Source organism: Devosia equisanguinis, assembly GCF_900631955.1.
In the GTDB taxonomy this organism is placed as follows: domain Bacteria; phylum Pseudomonadota; class Alphaproteobacteria; order Rhizobiales; family Devosiaceae; genus Devosia; species Devosia equisanguinis.
In genome coordinates this window covers 82,921-100,434 of the sequence record NZ_UZWD01000035.1, presented here as the reverse complement: position 1 = coordinate 100,434, position 17,514 = coordinate 82,921, and the positions used below count along the sequence as shown (strand labels likewise).

General features: G+C 63.2%; 16 protein-coding genes. 9 read left to right on the top strand and 7 right to left on the bottom strand.

Features of this window, described 5'->3' with window-relative positions:
- Positions 1-320 precede the first annotated feature (320 nt).
- Positions 321-959, top strand: a complete 639-nt coding sequence (locus DEVEQU_RS14405) for a YqiJ family protein (RefSeq protein ID WP_164550418.1) — start codon at positions 321-323, stop codon at positions 957-959.
- A complete protein-coding gene (locus DEVEQU_RS14400) occupies positions 959-2,830 on the top strand; it encodes a flotillin family protein (RefSeq protein ID WP_206437854.1) in 1,872 nt (623 codons plus the stop codon). Before DEVEQU_RS14405 ends, DEVEQU_RS14400 begins: the two co-directional genes overlap by 1 nt.
- A 52-nt stretch (positions 2,831-2,882) precedes the next feature.
- On the opposite strand, the gene DEVEQU_RS14395 is transcribed toward DEVEQU_RS14400, so the two are convergent.
- On the bottom strand, positions 2,883-4,466 hold the full coding sequence (locus DEVEQU_RS14395) for an MDR family MFS transporter (RefSeq protein ID WP_126151292.1): 1,584 nt from the start codon (positions 4,464-4,466) through the stop codon (positions 2,883-2,885).
- Between the two features lie 140 nt (positions 4,467-4,606).
- On the opposite strand from DEVEQU_RS14395, the gene DEVEQU_RS14390 reads away from it, so the two are divergent.
- Positions 4,607-5,218 carry a MarR family winged helix-turn-helix transcriptional regulator gene (locus DEVEQU_RS14390; RefSeq protein ID WP_126151291.1) on the top strand — a complete coding sequence of 204 codons (612 nt, stop codon included), beginning with the start codon at positions 4,607-4,609 and terminating at the stop codon, positions 5,216-5,218.
- A 57-nt stretch (positions 5,219-5,275) separates the two neighbouring features.
- Here DEVEQU_RS14390 and DEVEQU_RS14385 read toward each other — a convergent pair whose 3' ends face one another.
- The 4 genes from DEVEQU_RS14385 to DEVEQU_RS14370 all read right to left on the bottom strand — a co-directional run bounded on the left by DEVEQU_RS14385 (position 5,276) and on the right by DEVEQU_RS14370 (position 9,747).
- Complete coding sequence (locus DEVEQU_RS14385) at positions 5,276-7,216, bottom strand: DEAD/DEAH box helicase (RefSeq protein ID WP_126151316.1); 1,941 nt, start codon at positions 7,214-7,216, stop codon at positions 5,276-5,278.
- 235 nt (positions 7,217-7,451) lie between these two features.
- Positions 7,452-7,874, bottom strand: coding sequence for a nucleoside-diphosphate kinase (gene ndk / locus DEVEQU_RS14380; RefSeq protein ID WP_126151290.1), 423 nt, complete (start codon positions 7,872-7,874; stop codon positions 7,452-7,454).
- A 93-nt stretch (positions 7,875-7,967) separates the two neighbouring features.
- Positions 7,968-9,152 carry a GGDEF domain-containing protein gene (locus DEVEQU_RS14375; RefSeq protein ID WP_126151289.1) on the bottom strand — a complete coding sequence of 395 codons (1,185 nt, stop codon included), beginning with the start codon at positions 9,150-9,152 and terminating at the stop codon, positions 7,968-7,970.
- Between the two features lie 178 nt (positions 9,153-9,330).
- Complete coding sequence (locus tag DEVEQU_RS14370) at positions 9,331-9,747, bottom strand: hypothetical protein (protein WP_126151288.1); 417 nt, start codon at positions 9,745-9,747, stop codon at positions 9,331-9,333.
- Between the two features lie 194 nt (positions 9,748-9,941).
- On the opposite strand from DEVEQU_RS14370, the gene DEVEQU_RS14365 reads away from it, so the two are divergent.
- The 4 genes from DEVEQU_RS14365 to DEVEQU_RS14350 all read left to right on the top strand — a co-directional run bounded on the left by DEVEQU_RS14365 (position 9,942) and on the right by DEVEQU_RS14350 (position 14,038).
- Positions 9,942-11,819: an ABC-F family ATP-binding cassette domain-containing protein gene (locus DEVEQU_RS14365; RefSeq protein ID WP_126151287.1), complete on the top strand. Its 1,878-nt coding sequence runs from the start codon at positions 9,942-9,944 to the stop codon at positions 11,817-11,819.
- A 5-nt stretch (positions 11,820-11,824) separates the two neighbouring features.
- Positions 11,825-12,247: a cupin domain-containing protein gene (locus tag DEVEQU_RS14360; RefSeq protein WP_206437856.1), complete on the top strand. Its 423-nt coding sequence runs from the start codon at positions 11,825-11,827 to the stop codon at positions 12,245-12,247.
- A 74-nt stretch (positions 12,248-12,321) separates the two neighbouring features.
- Positions 12,322-13,185, top strand: a complete 864-nt coding sequence (locus DEVEQU_RS14355) for a DUF4344 domain-containing metallopeptidase (RefSeq protein WP_164550417.1) — start codon at positions 12,322-12,324, stop codon at positions 13,183-13,185.
- A 31-nt stretch (positions 13,186-13,216) separates the two neighbouring features.
- Entirely contained in the window at positions 13,217-14,038 is an 822-nt protein-coding gene (locus tag DEVEQU_RS14350; protein ID WP_126151284.1) for a DUF4344 domain-containing metallopeptidase, read from the top strand.
- A gap of 78 nt (positions 14,039-14,116) precedes the next feature.
- Here DEVEQU_RS14350 and DEVEQU_RS14345 read toward each other — a convergent pair whose 3' ends face one another.
- Positions 14,117-14,734, bottom strand: a complete 618-nt coding sequence (locus DEVEQU_RS14345) for a YitT family protein (protein WP_126151283.1) — start codon at positions 14,732-14,734, stop codon at positions 14,117-14,119.
- Positions 14,731-15,177: a DNA polymerase III subunit chi gene (locus DEVEQU_RS14340; protein WP_126151315.1), complete on the bottom strand. Its 447-nt coding sequence runs from the start codon at positions 15,175-15,177 to the stop codon at positions 14,731-14,733. Before DEVEQU_RS14340 ends, DEVEQU_RS14345 begins: the two co-directional genes overlap by 4 nt.
- A 146-nt stretch (positions 15,178-15,323) precedes the next feature.
- Between DEVEQU_RS14340 and DEVEQU_RS14335 the strand changes: the two genes are divergently transcribed.
- Complete coding sequence (locus DEVEQU_RS14335) at positions 15,324-16,391, top strand: LptF/LptG family permease (RefSeq protein WP_126151282.1); 1,068 nt, start codon at positions 15,324-15,326, stop codon at positions 16,389-16,391.
- Positions 16,388-17,458 (top strand): LptF/LptG family permease, encoded by a 1,071-nt coding sequence (locus tag DEVEQU_RS14330; protein ID WP_126151281.1) that lies wholly within the window; start codon positions 16,388-16,390, stop codon positions 17,456-17,458. Before DEVEQU_RS14335 ends, DEVEQU_RS14330 begins: the two co-directional genes overlap by 4 nt.
- Positions 17,459-17,514: the final 56 nt, after the last annotated feature.

The following is a 17,514-nucleotide window of genomic DNA, read 5'->3' as shown; positions in this document are numbered from 1 at the left end:
ACGCAAATCGGCAGGTTCACGCATAAGCCTACGCGAAGGCGGGATTTTCGCCATTCACAATTTCGCCAAAGTCGGGAGCGTCCGAAGACGGGACGAAATGGCGTCATGCGATGAGTCAAAAGGCTTGGCAAAATGAATCGACGCACTTGCATAAGCATTTGATCGAAATTGGGAATTTTCCTTGTGGAATGAGCTTGCCGATGCCGCCCGCTAGAGCCTGCGAGCTTCACAAATGCTTGACCCCAGGCGCGCGCTGGCCCGATAGTGTGACCGGCCCGCCCGGTTGCCCCGGCCAGGACCTGCCTCTCGGGAGGGAAAGCATGGAGTTTTTTGCCGGCGATACCGCGCCCTTTGCGGTGGCGCTGGGGCTGACTTTGGCCCTGGCGGCGGTTGAGCTCGCCGGCCTGGTGATCGGCATCAGCCCTGGCGCTGCGGTGGACAACAGCCTGCCGGATCTCGACGCCGACTCTCCCGATTTCGAGCTCGGTCCTCTCAGCGAATTCCTGAGCTGGATTTCATTCGGCCGCCTGCCGGCGCTGGTGGTGCTGATCGTCTTTCTGACCAGCTTTGGGTTGATTGGCTTTGCCGAGCAGGAAGTGCTGCGCCGGCTGTTCGACTTCACGCTCAATCCCTGGATCGCCAGCCTGCCTGCGGCGGCCGCCGGCCTGGTTGCGACCCACCATATCGGGCATGCGCTGGCGCGCATTGTGCCCAAGGAAGAAACCGATGCGGTCAGCACCACCGAGTTTATCGGTCGAGTTGCCACCGTGTTTCGTGGCTCAGCTAGCATCGGGCGGCCGGCGGAAGCCAAGCTCACCGATATTCACGGTAAAACCCATTATGTGCTGGTGGAGCCGCAGGATGTCGACCAGACCTTGCCGGAAGGCTCCGAAGTGGTGATCGTGCGCCAGGAAGGCAGCATTTTCCGTGTCATCACCCGGCTAAAACCGGTGGACTGATGGTCGACAAGGTCAAGACCAAGCCGGCGGGTGACACGATCCAGCCGCCGGATGCCACCACCGCCCTGCCCCAGCCGCCGATCGAGGATGGCGGGCAAACCTCATTCGACGCCGTGACCCAAAACCAGGAGTTACCCGCCATGTCCCAGCCCATCTATGATATCCTGATCACGATCGCCGTGATCCTGGTGGCTTTGTTCGCCATTGGCCTGATCTTCTCGCGGCTCTACCGCAGGTCCTCCAAGGAAGTGAGCTTCGTGCGCACGGGCTTTGGCGGGCAGAAGGTGATCATGAATGGCGGCGCGCTGGTGTTTCCCGTGCTGCATGAACAGATCCCGGTCAATATGAACACGCTCCGCTTGGAAGTGCGGCGCGCGGCAGACCAGGCACTGATCACCAAGGACCGCATGCGCGTCGATGTGCAGGCCGAATTCTATGTGCGGGTGCAGCCGGTGGTGGAATCCATCGCCAATGCCGCCCAGACGCTGGGCCGGCGCACCATGGAGCCGGCAGCGCTCAAGGAACTGGTGGAAGGCAAATTCGTCGACGCGCTGCGCGCAGTGGCCGCCGAAATGGCGATGGAGGAGTTGCACGAACAGCGGGTGAACTTCGTGCAGAAGGTGCAGGCAGCGGTTTCGGAAGACATTCTCAAGAACGGGCTGGAACTGGAATCGGTGTCGCTCACCGGGCTCGACCAGACCAATCGCGAATTCTTCAACCCCGACAATGCCTTCGACGCCGAGGGCCTGACCAAGCTGACGCAGGCGATCGAGGAGCGGCGCAAGACCCGCAACGATATCGAGCAGGAAACGCAGGTGCTGATCGAGCGCAAGAACCTCGAGGCGGAAGCGCAAAAGTACCAGATCGCCCGCGACAAGGAATTTGCCCGGCTCGAGCAGGAGCGCGAAATCCAGATCCGGCTGGCCGAGCAATCCGCATTGATCAAGCAGCAGCAGTCGGAGCGCGAGCGCGAGGCGGAAGAAGCCCGCATCCGCGCTGCCCAGCAGGTGCGCCAGGCCGATATCGCCGCCGAGCAGGTGGTGAAGGAGCGCGAGATCGCCACGGCCCTGGCGGTGGAAGCAGCAGCAGTGGAAAAGGCCAAGCAGATCGCGCTGGCGGAACAGGCGCGCGATATCGCCGTTTCGATCAAGAGCAAGGAAAAGTCTCAGGCCGATGCTGCAGCCGACGAGGCGCGCGCCGTTGCCGCCAAGGCCGCCGAAGAGGTGAGCACGGCCCGCCAGACCGCCGTGGCCGAGCGCGAAAAGGCCATTCAGCTGATCGAGGCGCGCAAGGCAGCCGAGCAGCAGGCGATTTCGGTGACCGTGGCGGCCGAGGCCGAAAAAGCCGTGGCTTCCGACCGCGCCGAGGCCCTGCGCATTGCGGCACAGGCCGATGCCGAGCAGGCAAAATTGCGCGCCTCCGGTCAGGCGGAAGCCGAAAAGCTCAAGGCGGAAGCGCTAGCGGCAACCTATCAGGTCGAGGCGGAAGGCAAGCGCAATATCAACGAGGCCAGCAATACGCTTAGCCCCGAGCAGATCGCCATGCAGGTTCGGATCAAGCTGATCGAGGCACTGCCGCAGATCATCGCCGAGAGCGTCAAGCCGATGCAGAACATCGATGGCATCAAGATCCTGCATGTCGATGGGCTGAACGGCGCGGGCGGCAATGCTGCGGGCGGTGGCGACGGCGCCAGTGGCCCGGGCAGTGGTGGCCTCGCCGATCAGGCGGTTGCCGCGGCGTTGCGCTATCGCAGCCAGGCGCCGCTCATCGATGCACTGATGAGCGAATTGGGGCTGAGCGGCGGGACATTGGACGGCTTGGCGAGTTCGGTGACGCAAGCAAATCCGGCGGCGCCGAAAGGGCGGAAGTAGGTAGAGGCCCCCACCCGGCCTCCCCCTGAGTCAGGGGGAGGAGAAGGAGGGACTAGCGCGTCGCCGTGGCCGGTGCGCCAACCATGGCAGCGGTGGCGGATTCTTCGGCGTCGATTTCGGCCTCGGGTTCCTGGCGAAGGGTGTTGGCCAGGGTGCGTTCCTCGAGCAGGAAGCTGAGGCCGAAGGCCAGGATGGCGGCGCCGGCGGCGGTGAAGAACACCGGATGCAGGGCGCTGGCAAAGGCTTCGAGCACCATGGTGCGGACGGGTTCAGGCAGGGCCGCAACGGCCTGGACGCTGAAGCTGGACGTGCCGCTGCCATGGCCGGCCGGCATGATATCGCCGAGGCGTGACGCGAGGCCTGTGGTGAAGATGGCGCCGAAGATCGAGACACCGATGGAGCCACCGATCTGGCGGAACAGAGTCGCGCCGGCCGTTGCGGCACCCACGATCTCTCGGGCCACCGCGTTTTGCGTAGCGGTGACGCTGACGCTGTTCACCGGACCGATGCCCGCACCCACCAGGAACATGTAGAGCGCGACCTGCCAGGACGGCGTATCGAGCTGCATATTGGCAAGCAGCAGCAGGCCAAGGGTGAGCACCGCCGTGGCTATGGTCGGCAAGAGTTTGTATCGGCCGGTGCGGGTCATGATGAAGCCCGAGGCCATGGAGGCACCGATCAGGCCCATCATCATCGGCACCAGTTGCAAAGCCGAATCGGTGGGCGATATGCCCTTGGCGAGCTGCAGATACATGGGCAGGAAGGTGATGGAGCCGAACATGGCCATGCCCACCAGGAAGCCGACGGCGCTGGTGACGGCAAAGGTGTTGTTGCGGAACAGGGTCAGCGGCAGCACGGGCTCGGCGGCGCGGGATTCGACCCAGAGGAAAGCGCCGAGCGCGACCACGGCCAGGACGATGAGGCCGATGATCTCGACCGAGAACCAGGGCCAGGTATTGCCTCCCAGCGACGTGGCGAGCACGAAGGCGGTGAGGCCACCCGAAAGCAGGACGAAGCCGGCATAGTCGATGGAGTGCTTCACCCGTTCGGCGCGGGGCTTGAGCGCGAAGCCGATCACGGCCAGCGCCAACAGCCCCAATGGCAGGTTGATGAGAAAAATCCACTGCCAGGACAGGTGTTCGACGATGAAGCCGCCGGCCAGCGGCCCGATCACCGTCGCCACGCCGAAGACGGCCCCGAACAGGCCCTGGATCTTGCCGCGCTGGCGCGGTGGGATGATGTCGGCAACCACGGTCATGGCCACGACCATCAGGCCGCCGCCGCCGAGGCCTTGTATGGCACGAGCAATGATGAGGAAGGTCATTGATGTCGCCATTGCCGAGAGCACGGCGCCAATAAGGAAGATGACGATGGCCGCCTGCAGCACGATCTTGCGGCCATAGAGGTCGCCGAGCTTGCCATAGATCGGGGCGACGACGGTGGAGCTCAGGAGATAGGCGATCACCACCCAGGTGAGGTGATCAAGCCCGCCCAACTGGCCGACAATGGTGGGGAGTGCAGTAGATACAATGGTCTGGCCGAGCGAGGCCAGGAGCAGCGTGACCGCGACGGCGCCGATAACCAGCCGCACGGACTGATCCTGCGGCTCGGCGGCCGGTTGCGTGGGTTGAGACATTGGGGCAATCCTCAAAAACAGAGGGTCGGCGTCCGGCGTCGGCCCTTGCATATTCTAATGTGGGGGCATACATGTGCCCTCAGCAATTACATGTCAATAGCATGCATTTGTCGTAAGCATGCAAAACGACGAGGGCTGCCATGCCTCTGAGCACCAAAACCGAAATCAATGCCCTGCTCCAGCGCGCCGGCGTCACTGCCGAGACGACCGCAGCGGTCATGGATATCGATGGCATGCTGCAGCATTGGCGCCGCCGGGCGATGAAGCGGGAATTGGGCAACCGGGCGCTGATCGATCTCAAGATCGACATCGACCTGGCGCAATTGGACGTACTGTCGGCGATTGCCGGGCCCGCCCCCGAATTCGGTGATAGCCAGGGGGAAACCATGGTGGGGACGGTGGCCGATCGGCTTGCTATCGACCCCTCGCGCGCCAGCCGGCTTGTCAGCGAAATGGTGGATCGCGGTTTTGCGCGGCGGGCGGTGAGCCAAGCCGATGCGCGGCGTACCATTATCGAACTCACGGCGCAGGGTGAGGCCGTGGTCGATGCGGTCCGCGCCTACAAATACCTGATCCTGGGAGACTTTCTCGGCACCTGGTCACCCGAAGACATCGCCGCCTTCGTGCCACTGCTCAAGCGATTCTCACGCTGGACCGACGGGATCGATGCGGTGACCGACCGCCACGGGCCTGAGATCGACCAACTCGTCGAGGCGATTGCCATGGCGGGCAAGGTACCCGAAGAGGTTTAGAGACCAAATAAAAGCAATCGCCCTGCCTCGATATGGCAGGGCGATTTTCTGTGCCGATCAATCGGCGGCGCGGGGCTTCTTGTGGTCCTTGGGCTTGGCCGCCTTCTTCTTGGGCGGACGAGCTTCGCCTTCGGCGACGGGCTTGGACCATTGCGGCTTGCCCTTGTCCTTGGAGACCGGCTTATCCTTGGCGACGAAGGGCTTTTCCGCCCTGGCTGGCTTGGCCTCGCGAACCGGGCGGGGCGTTTCCATAAAGGTGTCGAAGTCGTCGGACTTCGGCTTGGGATAGCGTTCCTTGCGGTCGGCCCTTTCCGGGCGCGGCTTGCTTGGATCGTATTTTTCCGGCGGGCCGGGCGGACGGCGCTTGGACTGCGGGCGTTCCTGACGATCAGGACGCTCGCCGGGCCCGTCGATTGCGGAAATATAGACGCCCTTCTCACCGGTCCCGTTCTTGCCGACCGAGCGGAGGAAAGAGTCCACCTTGTCGGCCGCGACCTCAAAATGGGTTTCGGTATCGAAGATGCGGATGGAACCGACCGCAGATTTGGTGACCCCACCGGCCTTGCAGATCATCGGCAGCAACCAGCGCGGTTCGGCGCGCTGCTTGCGGCCAATAGACACCTTGAACCAGGAGCCGCCGACAAAGGCATCGCGGGAGCGCGGCGTGCGATCACCGGTGTCTTCGGCGATGGCCGTGACCTCTTCGGGCACCGGGCGCGCCGCAAGCTGCATGCGCAGATAGGCGGCTGCCAAAGCCTCGGCCGGCCACTTTTCGATCAGGCTGGCGACGCTGGGCTGCTCGTCATCGGTGACCGGCTCGGTCAGGAGCGGGCTGGCGAGGATGGATTCGCGATAGCGCGCGTCGATTGCCTCGGCCGAGGGCGGAGCAATCAATTCGGCTTCGATCTTAGCGGTACGCAGGATCGAAAGCGCGACGCGCTTGCGGTGGGCCGGGGCGATGACGACGCAGGTGCCCTTGCGCCCTGCCCGGCCGGTGCGGCCCGAACGGTGCAGCAGGGTCTCGGCATTCATCGGCAGGTCAGCGTGGATGACGAGATCGAGATTGGGCAGGTCGATGCCGCGCGCGGCCACGTCGGTGGCGACGCAGATGCGGGCGCGGCCATCGCGCATGGATTGCAGGGCGCTGGTGCGCTCGGCCTGGCTCAGTTCGCCGGAGAGGGTCACGACCTCGAAGCCGCGATTGTGCAGGCGCGCCGAGAGATGCTTCACCGCTTCGCGGGTGGAGGCGAAGACGATGGTATTGGTGCTGTCGTACCAGAGCAAAGTGTTGATGACCGCATTCTCACGTTCGGCGGCCGGCACGGACATGAGCTTGTACTCGATGTCGGCATGCTGCTCGCCGGAGCTGGCGGCGGTAATGCGCAGGGCATTTTTCTGGAAGGTCTTGGCCAGTTCGGCAATCTGCTTGGGCACGGTGGCGGAGAAAAGCAGGGTGCGGCGATCTTCCGGTGCGGCGGCGAGGATGAATTCGAGATCTTCGCGGAAGCCGAGATCAAGCATTTCGTCGGCTTCGTCGAGCACGACAGCCCGCAGGGCCGACATGTCGAGTGCACCCCGTGTAATGTGATCGCGCAGGCGGCCGGGGGTGCCGACCACGATATGGGCACCGCGTTCAAGGGCGCGGCGCTCGGTGCGCTGATCCATGCCGCCAACGCCCTGGGCGGTCTGGGCCCCGGTTTCGGCATAGAGCCAGGTCAGCTCGCGCTGCACCTGCATAGCCAGTTCGCGCGTCGGGGCAATGACCAGCGCCAGCGGCGCACCGGGCGGCGGCAGGATGCGGTCGTCGCCAAGCAGCGTGGGGGCGATGGCCATGCCGAAGGCGACGGTCTTGCCCGAGCCGGTCTGGGCGGAGACCAGCAGGTCGCGGCCGGCCGTGTTGTCTTCGATGACGGCCGACTGGACCGGGGTCAGGGTTTCATAGCCCTTGGCCTGGAGGGCACGGGCGATGGGGGGGGAAATGGTTTCAGGCAGTGACAATGTTGTTCTTTCGGAGCGGGATACACCATGGGTGCCGTGCCCCGGCGCAATGCGGGAAGCTCCGACAATAATGGGGTGTTCCATCAATGGGGTCCTGGCCATCATGGCGGCGGACCGGTCAACGTTCGGTACTATAGCACGAACAAGCAAAAAGGCCGCCCGGCGGGCGGCCCGATCTCAGGATAGGCCCCGGCCGGTGCCGGGGTGACAACCGAGTTTGTTTCTTTGCCGGATATTAGCCGACGAGTTCGTCATCGCTGAAGAAGAACTTGATTTCTTCAGCGGCGGTTTCGGGAGCATCCGAACCGTGCACGGAGTTTTCGCCGACGGACAGAGCGAATTCCTTGCGGATGGTACCTTCGGCCGCGTTGGCCGGGTTGGTGGCGCCCATGATTTCGCGGTTCTTGAGGATGGCGCCTTCGCCTTCCAGGACCTGGACCACGACCGGCGAAGCAATCATCTGCTCAACGAGTTCACCGAAGAAGGGGCGTTCCTTGTGGACCGCGTAAAAGCCTTCGGCCTGGGCGCGGGTCATGTGGATCTTCTTGAGGGCGATCGGGGTCAGGCCAGCTTCCTCGAACTTGGTGAGGATCTTGCCGATCAGGTTGCGGCGGACGGCATCGGGCTTGATGATGGAGAAGGTGCGTTCGATCGCCATGGCGGTCAGTCCTAGTTCTTGCTTGGGAAAGGTGGGGCCTTTTAGCGGGCACTTGTGTCGGACGCAAGACGGGGCGCGCAGACTGTGCCCCGGTCACTGCACCAGGCGCAACGTGGCCCGGCCGGACTGGAGCGACCCATCCAAGGGTTCGAAGACGCAGCGGTCGCGTCCGCCCGCCTTGGCGGCATAAAGGGCCCGATCTGCGCGGGCCAGGGCCTGCGACAGGTCCTCCCCGGGCGCCACAGGGGTAAAGCCGATGCTGACGGCGACACTGTCGACTTTCCGCAGGGAAAGCTGTCGCACGGCCATGCGCAGGCTTTCGCAGGCCAGTCGCGCCAGACTTTCCTCCTGCCAGGGCGTCAACAGCACGAATTCCTCGCCGCCGATCCTGGCAATCGTGGCATTGGCCGGCCGGTTGCCCTCAAGGCACTCAGCCACGCTGCGCAGGACTTCATCGCCGATGGCATGGCCGAAGGCATCGTTGATCGCCTTGAAATGATCGATGTCGAGAATGGCGATGGTGGCACTCAGCCCACTGCGTTGAGCGGTCAATTTCTGGAAGGCCGCATGCAGGCCGCGTCGGTTCAACAGGCCGGTCAGAGGGTCTGACATAGCGTCGTTGCGGTCCCGCAGGACCACCATTTGCAGCGCATTCACCAGCACCAGCAGCCCCGCACCGATGAGCAGGACGCCTGAGCTGGCCTGAGAGATGAGCGCATAGGTGGTTTTGGAATAGTCCAGAGCGGAGGCGCCGGAGCCGAAATAGACGGCAGCCGGAGGCTTGAGGAGGAAATGCACGCCGATGACGGCAAAAAGCGAAGCGGCCGCGGTGTCGAGGCCAGTCTTGCGACCATGGCGGAGTATGGTGGCGGCGCATAAGAAGGCGGCCGCTGCGTAGGGCAGCTGATAGAGCAGCTCGTACCAGAACTCATTGCGCTGTCCGCCCCAGATCAGCACGCGCAGGGCAATGCCGGAGGCGATGATGCCGAAGGCCCACCCCCAATAAGGCTGGCGGCTATAAAGCAGCGACAGTGCCGGGGCCATCAGCACAAGGCCGATCAGCATGCCCCCATAGCTGACGATCATGAACGGCGCGGGCCAAGGGGAAAGGGGCAAGAGCAGTTCTGCCAGCGGCGTCAGCAGGCCGAATGCATAGCTCAGTGCGATCCAACGAATATTGGCAAAGCCGGGATTGAGCTGGGCGATGGTAAGGAAGCTGGCGACGAACATCCCGGCCACGAAAATGTTGACCAGGATAGGAAGGGTCGCGGCGAACATGTGACAAATCTCGCGGGTGCCGGGCCGCCGGGACAGGTGACGCCGGTGCGGCCGATCCAGGGCCGCATCGCCTCCGTTTCTGCCACAGCATGCTTAAGGTTGTGTAATGACGGTGCTCGCAAGAAGGCCTGGCCCCGCAGATTTGAACGGAGCAGGCTTTTGGGTGCTGCGGAATGGCTTAGTCGTGATCGACATCGGTGGTGCCGCTGGCGATGGTCTTGCCGTCAGGCGCGTTGAGCGTCACGTCAACCTTGGAGACGATGTGTTCGGCCTGGATGGTCTGTTCGACTTCGATCTCCACCACCTGCATGGTGCAGACTTCAGCGGTCGAGATGGTCGGGAAGGTCACCGACAGCGTGCCATCGACCAGTTCACCGACTTCGGCAGGTCCGACCTGCTCGCAGGCGCCGCCATCATACTCGAATTCGATGGTAATCTGATTGGGGTTGATGCGGGTTGCATCGAGGTCCTTGAGGCGAAGCGTCTGCTCGGCGGAGGGGGCAGCGGGCGCGTCCTTGGTCTTATCTTCGGCCAATGCAGGCATGGTCAGCACGGTGGCGGCAAGGGCAAGAGCGGCGAAGCGGTTGGAAAGCATGAGAATTTCTCCAGACAATGGGGTCGACACCCAAACGCGGAAAGCGTGGAGATGGATGCGCCCAAAAGCGTCCTCGGCGTGACGCGCGGTTGCCTTATCCGCAGCGAGCCCCTAAGTCGTGCGGCAAGAGTTTCATGCGTCCCCTGCCCCATCCGGCGCGCGCGGGGTCGACGCCAGCGGATTGAGCCACTGCCATGCTGACCATCAATAATCTCACCTATCGCATTCAGGGGCGCGTGTTGCTTGAAGACGCCAATCTTGTGCTGCCCGACAATGTCAAAGCCGGCTTCGTCGGCAAGAACGGCACCGGCAAGACCACGCTGTTTCACCTGATCCAGGGTCATATCGGCGCGGATTCGGGTTCGATCGAGGTCAACAAGAAGGCACGCATCGGCGCCGTGGCGCAGGAAGCTCCTGCTGGCGACGAGACGGTGCTCGATGTGGTGCTGTCCGCCGACAAGGAACGCACGGCGCTGATGATCGAAGCCGAGACGGCGACCGACCCCAACCGGATCGGGGAAATCTATACCCGTCTCGCTGATATCGATGCGCATACCGCCGAGGCGAGGGCCTCGTCCATTCTCAAGGGCCTGGGCTTCGAGCAGGATCGCCAGAATGCGCCGACGCGCGAACTTTCGGGTGGCTGGCGCATGCGCGTCGCCCTAGCGGCGGTGCTGTTCAGCCGGCCGGACCTGCTGCTGCTCGACGAGCCGACCAACTATCTCGATCTTGAAGGCACGTTGTGGCTGGAAAAATACCTTGCCACCTACCCTTACACAGTTTTCCTCATCAGCCACGATCGTGACCTGCTGAACAAGGCGGTCAATTCGATCGTGCATCTCGAGCATCGCAAATTGACCTTCTACAAGGGCAATTACGACACGTTCGAGCAGACCCGTCGCATGCAGATGGAGCTCAACAACAAGAGCCGCGAAAAGACGCTGGAGCAGATCGCGCATCTGCAGAAATTCGTCGACCGCTTCAAGGCCAAGGCCACCAAGGCCAAGCAGGCCCAGGCGCGCGTCAAGATGATCGAAAAGCTGAAGCCCCCCGAGGCGATGTTCGACGAATATGCGGCCCCGTTCCAGTTCCAGCAGCCCAAGGTGGACCTGCCGACGCCGATGATCACGCTCGACAAAGTGTCGACCGGCTATGGCGACAAGGTGATCCTGCGCAATGTCACCCAGCGCATCGACCCGGATGCCCGCATCGCGCTGATCGGCGTCAATGGCAATGGCAAGTCCACCTTCGCCAAGCTGCTGGCCGGCGACATCCCGGTGCTCGATGGTGCGCTCAAGATCAACAAAAAGCTTGAGATCGCTCATTTCGCCCAGCACCAGATGGACAAGCTCAAGCCCGAGCAGACGCCGCTGGAGCATGTCACGGCGCTGATGCCGCTCGACAACGAGGCAAAGCGCCGGAGCCGGCTGGCACAAATGGGGCTGACCACCAGCCGCATGGACACCAAGGCCCAGAACCTGTCGGGTGGCGAGCGGGCGCGGCTATTGATGGGGCTCATCACCTTTGCCGGACCCTCGATGATGATCCTCGACGAGCCGACCAACCATCTCGACATCGATAGCCGCGATGCGCTGGTCTATGCGCTCAACGAATATCAGGGCGCGGTGCTGATCATCTCCCACGACCGGCACCTGATCGAAGCCACCTGCGACACGCTGTGGATCGCCGAGAACGGGACCATTCGCGAACTGGACGAGGATCTCGACAGCTATCAGCGCAACATCACCTCGTCCAAGGACCGGGACAGCAAGGGCGGGCCATCGGAGGCCCGGGCCGAGCGCAAGCTGACCAAGCAGGAGGCAGCGGCGCGCCGCGCCGAATTGGCCCCGCTCAAGGCCTCGATCAAGGACGCCGAGACCAAGATGTCGCGGCTGGCCAAGGAAATCGAAAAGATCGAGGCGCAGTTGGCCGACCCCAAGGTCTATAACGGCCCGGCGGATCGGCTGATCACGCTGGGCAAGGACAAGGCGCGCTTTGCCACCGATCTGGAGCAGACCGAAGAAAGCTGGCTGGCGCTAAGCGCCGAACTCGAAGAGGCGGAACGGGCATGAGCGAGATGACGGCCAAGGACATCATTGCCACTCTTGGGATGGAACGCCATCCCGAGGGCGGCTGGTTCGTGCAGACTTTCAAGGACGCCGAGAGCGTCGACGGGCGAGCGCGCTCCACCTGCATCTATTATCTGCTGGAAGAGGGCGAGGTGTCACAATGGCACCGGGTCGATGCGGTCGAGGTCTGGCACTGGTATGCCGGGGCGCCGATTGCGCTGTCGATTTCGGGCGGCGTCGGCATTGACGAGCATATTCTGGGTCCCGAGCTCGGCAAGGGGGAGCGGCCGCAGGTGGTGGTGCCGCATCTCGGCTGGCAGTCCGCCCGCTCGCTGGGCGCCTGGACGCTGGTGGGCTGTACGGTAGCACCGGGTTTTGAATTCTCGGGCTTCGAGTTGGCTGAGAAGGGCTGGTCACCGAAAGCGGTTTGACCGGGATGCGTCTGACATTGACAGCGCGCGGCACTTGCCGTTTTCTGGGGGCAGTTTCGGCTGGATGGCCCCGAATGCGTCGCGTTGTCTTACTTTTGGTTCTGGCGCTTCTGGCTCCCCTTTCTGCCCCGGCGATAGCGCAGGACATGTCGGGGCTGAACAAGCAACAGCGCGCCGACACAGTCCGTTTTGCCCGTAACAACAGCCTTTTCGTGCTCTATCACGAGGTGGCCCACCTTCTGGTGCATCAGCTGCAATTACCAGTTTTGGGCAAGGAAGAAGATGCGGCGGACAATCTCGCCACCTGGGTCTTGCTCAACAAGCGGACCTCGGACACCGACCAGGTGCTGGCCGATGCGGCGCAGGGCTGGATGCTGTCGGGCGTGGCCTATGACAGCGGTGGGGTCGAAAGCGATTATGCCGCCGCGCATAGTCTCGACAAGCAGCGCGCCTACCAGATCGTGTGCCTGATGGTGGGCAGCGACCAGAATGCCTTCCGGCCCATCGCCAACCAATATGCGCTCGACCGCGACCGACAGGACACCTGCGATCTCGACTACAGCCTGATCGACCGCAGCCTGCGCGGCCTGCTCAAGCCGGGCAGCAGCAAATCCGGCGATGGTGCGCAGGTGACGGTGACCTATCACGATGCCGGCGGCAAGCTGAAGCTGGCGGCCGACGCCTTCCGCTCGAGCGGTATCTTCGACCAGGTGGCCGAGGAAATCCGCCAGAGCTACAATATTCCTCGCCCGGTGCGCTTCAATGCGCGGCGCTGTGGCGAGGCCAATGCCTTCTACTACGCCGACACGGTTGAGATCATCTTCTGCTACGAGCTGATGCAGGACTACATGCAGCTCTATGTCGACGAACTGCCCGAACCGGCGGCTCCGGTGACGCGACCGACCGGCGCGGGCAAGGAAAAGTCCGGCGAAATCTAGTTTTGTGGGGACGAGGGCCCCGGGGGACATCATGACGGCACTGCGTGCAGCATTGGCGGCGACGATTTGCGTGTGCGGGTTGGCGGGGGGCGCCTACGCACAGGAGAGCGATGACGAAATTCTGGCACAGGCCATGGACTTCGCCATGCACGACGCTGCCTTCACCATGTATCACGAGATCGGACACATGCTGGTGGGTGAGCTCGGCCTGCCAGTACTGGGCAAGGAAGAGGATGCGGTGGATACGCTCGCCACCATCTGGCTTCTCACCGACGATAGTGACGAGGACAGCTATAACGCCCTGGTCGACAGCGCCGACGGTTGGTACTTCAACGCGGTCAATTCCACGGGGTCGAGCCTCGAGGATTTTTCCTACTATACCGACCACAGCCTCGACATTCAGCGCGCCTACAACATGGTGTGCCTGATGGTGGGCAAGGACCCTGACGCCTTTGGCGAAACCGCCGACAATTACGAGATGGACACCGACCAGCAGGAAGCCTGTTCTTACACCTACGAGCAGGCGGCCACATCGTGGGAAACCCTGCTGGCGCCTCATGCGGTGGACAAGGACGAAGGCGCGCCGATCGAGGTCATTTACGAGGATGCCGGCGACTATGAGATGTTCGCCGAGGAGCTCAAGGCGCGCGGCATCATGGAGCATGCGGCCGAACTGGTGATGAGCAATTACGTCCTCCCCGGCCCCGTCACCTTCCGCGCCGCGCAATGCGGTGAGGCCAATGCCTACTACTCTCCCAGCGACAGCGAAGTGACCTATTGCTACGAATTGGCCGAGGACCTCTACTACCTCTATCTCTACGACATTGTCGGCTGGTCGGACACCGCCGAATAGGCGGGTCTGGACACCGCCGAATAGGCGGGTCTGGACACCGCCGAATAGGCGGGTCTGGACACCGCAGTCACCGCCCGGTCAGCTGAAGCCGACATAGCGGCCGGGCCGGTGATTGAGCGCGATGATGAGGTTGAGGACCAGCGCGCCGAGGATGGAATAGACCACGCGGTCAAGCGGCAGGATGAAGAAGGCGGCCACCAGGATCACTGCATCCACACCGAGCTGAAAGTAGCCGGCGCGAATGCCGAAATTCTCCTGCAGGTAGAGCGCCAGGATATTGATGCCGCCGACGCTGGCCTTGTGGCGGAACAGCGACAGAATGCCGAGGCCCATGAGCCCGCCGCCCACCAGCGCTGCGAACAGCGGCTCGATATGGGAAATCTGTACCCATGCCGGGATCTGGGTGGCCATCCACGAGACCAGCGCGACGCTGACCATGGTTTTGAGAGCAAAGGGCCAGCCCATGCGCAGCACAGCGAGGATATAAAACGGCAGGTTGATGGCGAAGAAGACCCAGCCGAAGGGAATGCCGGTGGCATATTGCACCAGCAGCGCCAGACCGGCCGTGCTGCCGGTGGTAAGCTGGGCGTGGCCATAAAGCGCGATTCCCAAGGCCACCAAAGTGGTACCGATGAGGATGGCGAAAACATCCTCGTGGAATTTGTGGCGGCTGGGCGAAGAGAGGTCGGGGGTCATGCCTTTTTCACCCAACGGCCTTCGGGAGTCTGCTGCCAATAGGTGACCGCATTGCCGTCGCGCAATTGCCGCCAGGCTTCGCGCGCTTCGGCCACGGCGTCTGGGTCGAGGCCGGAAAATAGGTAAACCAGCCGCTCATAGCCCTCGCCGGATTTCGGCACCGCCCGGTCGACAAAGAAGCGCACGGCGGCGCCATTGGGATTGTCGTTCTCGGTGGTCAGCAAGATCGGCTGATGGGCGTCGGTCTCCTCGCCGGCCAGGCCGTGGGCGAGAAAGCTGTCGTCGCGATAGGTCCAGAGATGCGCGTCGAGCGCTTCGGCCCGTTCGAGTGAGCCCACCTCCACCACGGCACGCCAGCCCCGCTCGAGCGTCTTTTCGAGCAATTGGGGCACGACGACCTCAAGCGGACGGGTTTCGAGATGATAGAACAGAATTTCGGCCATGGTCTCACCATATCGGTTCGCCATGATCTCTGCCAGACAATCGCTGCGCTGGCGGCTATGCAGGGAGCGATTGTGTCGCACCACGGATTCGCTCATGGTGCGCACCACCGACCACGCTCGACCATGGACAGAACGACCCGGTTTCGATGAGGAAGCTCACCACCTATCTGGCGCGGCTGTTTGCAACCGATGCCCTCATCCTGACGGGAATCGTCTGCTTCCTGCTCTGGCTGGTCAATTGCCTACGCTCGTTCGAGGTGGTGTCGGTCAAGGGCCAGGGATTTGACACACTGGCGGTGCAGGCGCTGTTCACCATGCCACCACTGCTGCTGTCCTTCTTCTACATCTGTATCGGCATCGGCATGGTCCGGGCGCTCTCGGCGCTGCAGACCAGCCATGAAATGCACATCATCCACATCAGCGGCGGCTTGGGCGATCTGTGGCGCGCGAGCCTCGTTGTCGGAGGGTTGGCCGTCGCCGCGGTGCTGTTGCTGGCCCATGTGGTCGAGCCGCTGGCCAATAAGCGGGTGAACACGCTGGCGGCCGAGATCGCGGCCGATCTCGTGAGTTCGACGCTGAAGCCCGACCGGTTCACGCAGGTGACGCCGGGCGTGGTGCTGTTGATCGGCGGCCGTCGCGCCGGGGGTGAAGTCATCGAGTTTTTTGCCGACGACCGACGCAATCCGGAGACGCGGCGCACCTATGTAGCCGAAAGGGCCCGGGTGTCGAGTGACGGCGCGTTTTATGTGATCGAGCTCTATAATGGCGCGCTGCAATATGTGGAGGCCGATGGGCGCTATTCGGAAGTGCGCTTCGCGCGTTATGACATCAGCGTCGATAGCCTGAGCCAGCCTCTTGCGGCCGGCGATCCGTTGTCAGAGACCGACAGCTTCCAGATGGTGCGCCAGGCGATGGAGACCGGGGATTGGACACCCGAAATCACCAAGCGTTTGCTCGATCGTTCCGCCGAGGGCTTGCGGGTGATCGCGATATGTCTCCTGGCCCTGGCGCTGGCCGGCTTTCCGTCGGGACGGCGCACGCGGGTGCGGCTGCCGCTCGAAGCCATCGTCATGCTCTGTGGTTTCGCCGAACGCGGGCTCAGTGCATATAGCCCCCTCGGCATGGGCACCGGCGCGGTGATCCTGATCCTCATATCCGGCGTCGTCCTGGCCGTGCGGCTGTGGCCGCGCCCTATTATCGAGGAGCCGGCATGACCCGCATCGACTGGCTCGTTCTCAACCGCCTCGCCACCCGCATCGGCGCCACCGTCTTCATTTTCTACGGGCTGATCGCGCTGGTGGAATCGCTCGACACCTGGCGCTTCAACTATGTGGCGCAGGAAAAGGGTATCGGCCTCGCCATCCTGATGGTGGCGATGAGCGCGGTGCGCTGGACCATCAAGACCCTGCCAGTGACGGTGCTGCTCGGCGCCATTATCGGCTTCGTCGACCTCAAGGCCCGCCACGAACTGACTGTCATCAAGGCCAGCGGCATTTCGCTGTGGCGCACCGTAAGGGCGCCGACCCTGGCGCTAATGGTGATCAGTTTCGTCATCGCGCTGGGCGCCGAGACGATCAGCACGAGGGTCAATCGCGAGCTCTCCCCGACCCCGCCCGGCCAGGCGGTGCTGCTGACGCCGGCAGACGAAATCTGGCTGGAGCAGGAAGGCGACGGCGCCCATTACGTGATGCTGGCGCGCAGCATGTCGGCCGGCGGCGCGGTGCTGGGCGAGGTGACGGTGTTCCAGCTGGGCGCTAGCGACATTCCGAGGCTCGAGGCCAGCGAAGCGCGGCTCGAAACCGGACAATGGGTGTTTCCCGTCGCCATCGCCCGCTCCCCCGACCAGCCGGCGCGCACCGTGCTGAATTTCGCCCTTCCCACCCGCTCGACACCCAGCGAAATCAACCTCAAGCTGGCCTCCACCGAGGACACGACCTTTTTCGAGCTGGTCGACATGTTGCAGCGCGGGGTGGCCGATCCCTCGATCCGCGCGGCCAGCACGATGCGGCTGGTCAAGCTGATGGCGCTGCCGCTGGTGCTCACCGGCTCGCTGTTCATCGCCTTTGCCTTCACCGCCGGGTACCGTCGCAATGCCCAGCTGGGGCCGTCGGTGCTCTATGGCATGGTGCTGGGCTTCATCGTTTTCGTGATCACCGAAATGGCCGACCGCGCCGGGGCCACCGGCGTGCTTGACCCGGTTTTCGCTGCAGTCGCGCCAGCGCTGATCGCCATTTTCGTGGGAATAACCATCATGCTCTACAAAGAGGACGGATGGACCTGACCAAGTCGTGAGGGTCCGGATTTTGGCCGTATTCATCCAGCAATTGACAGCGCAGA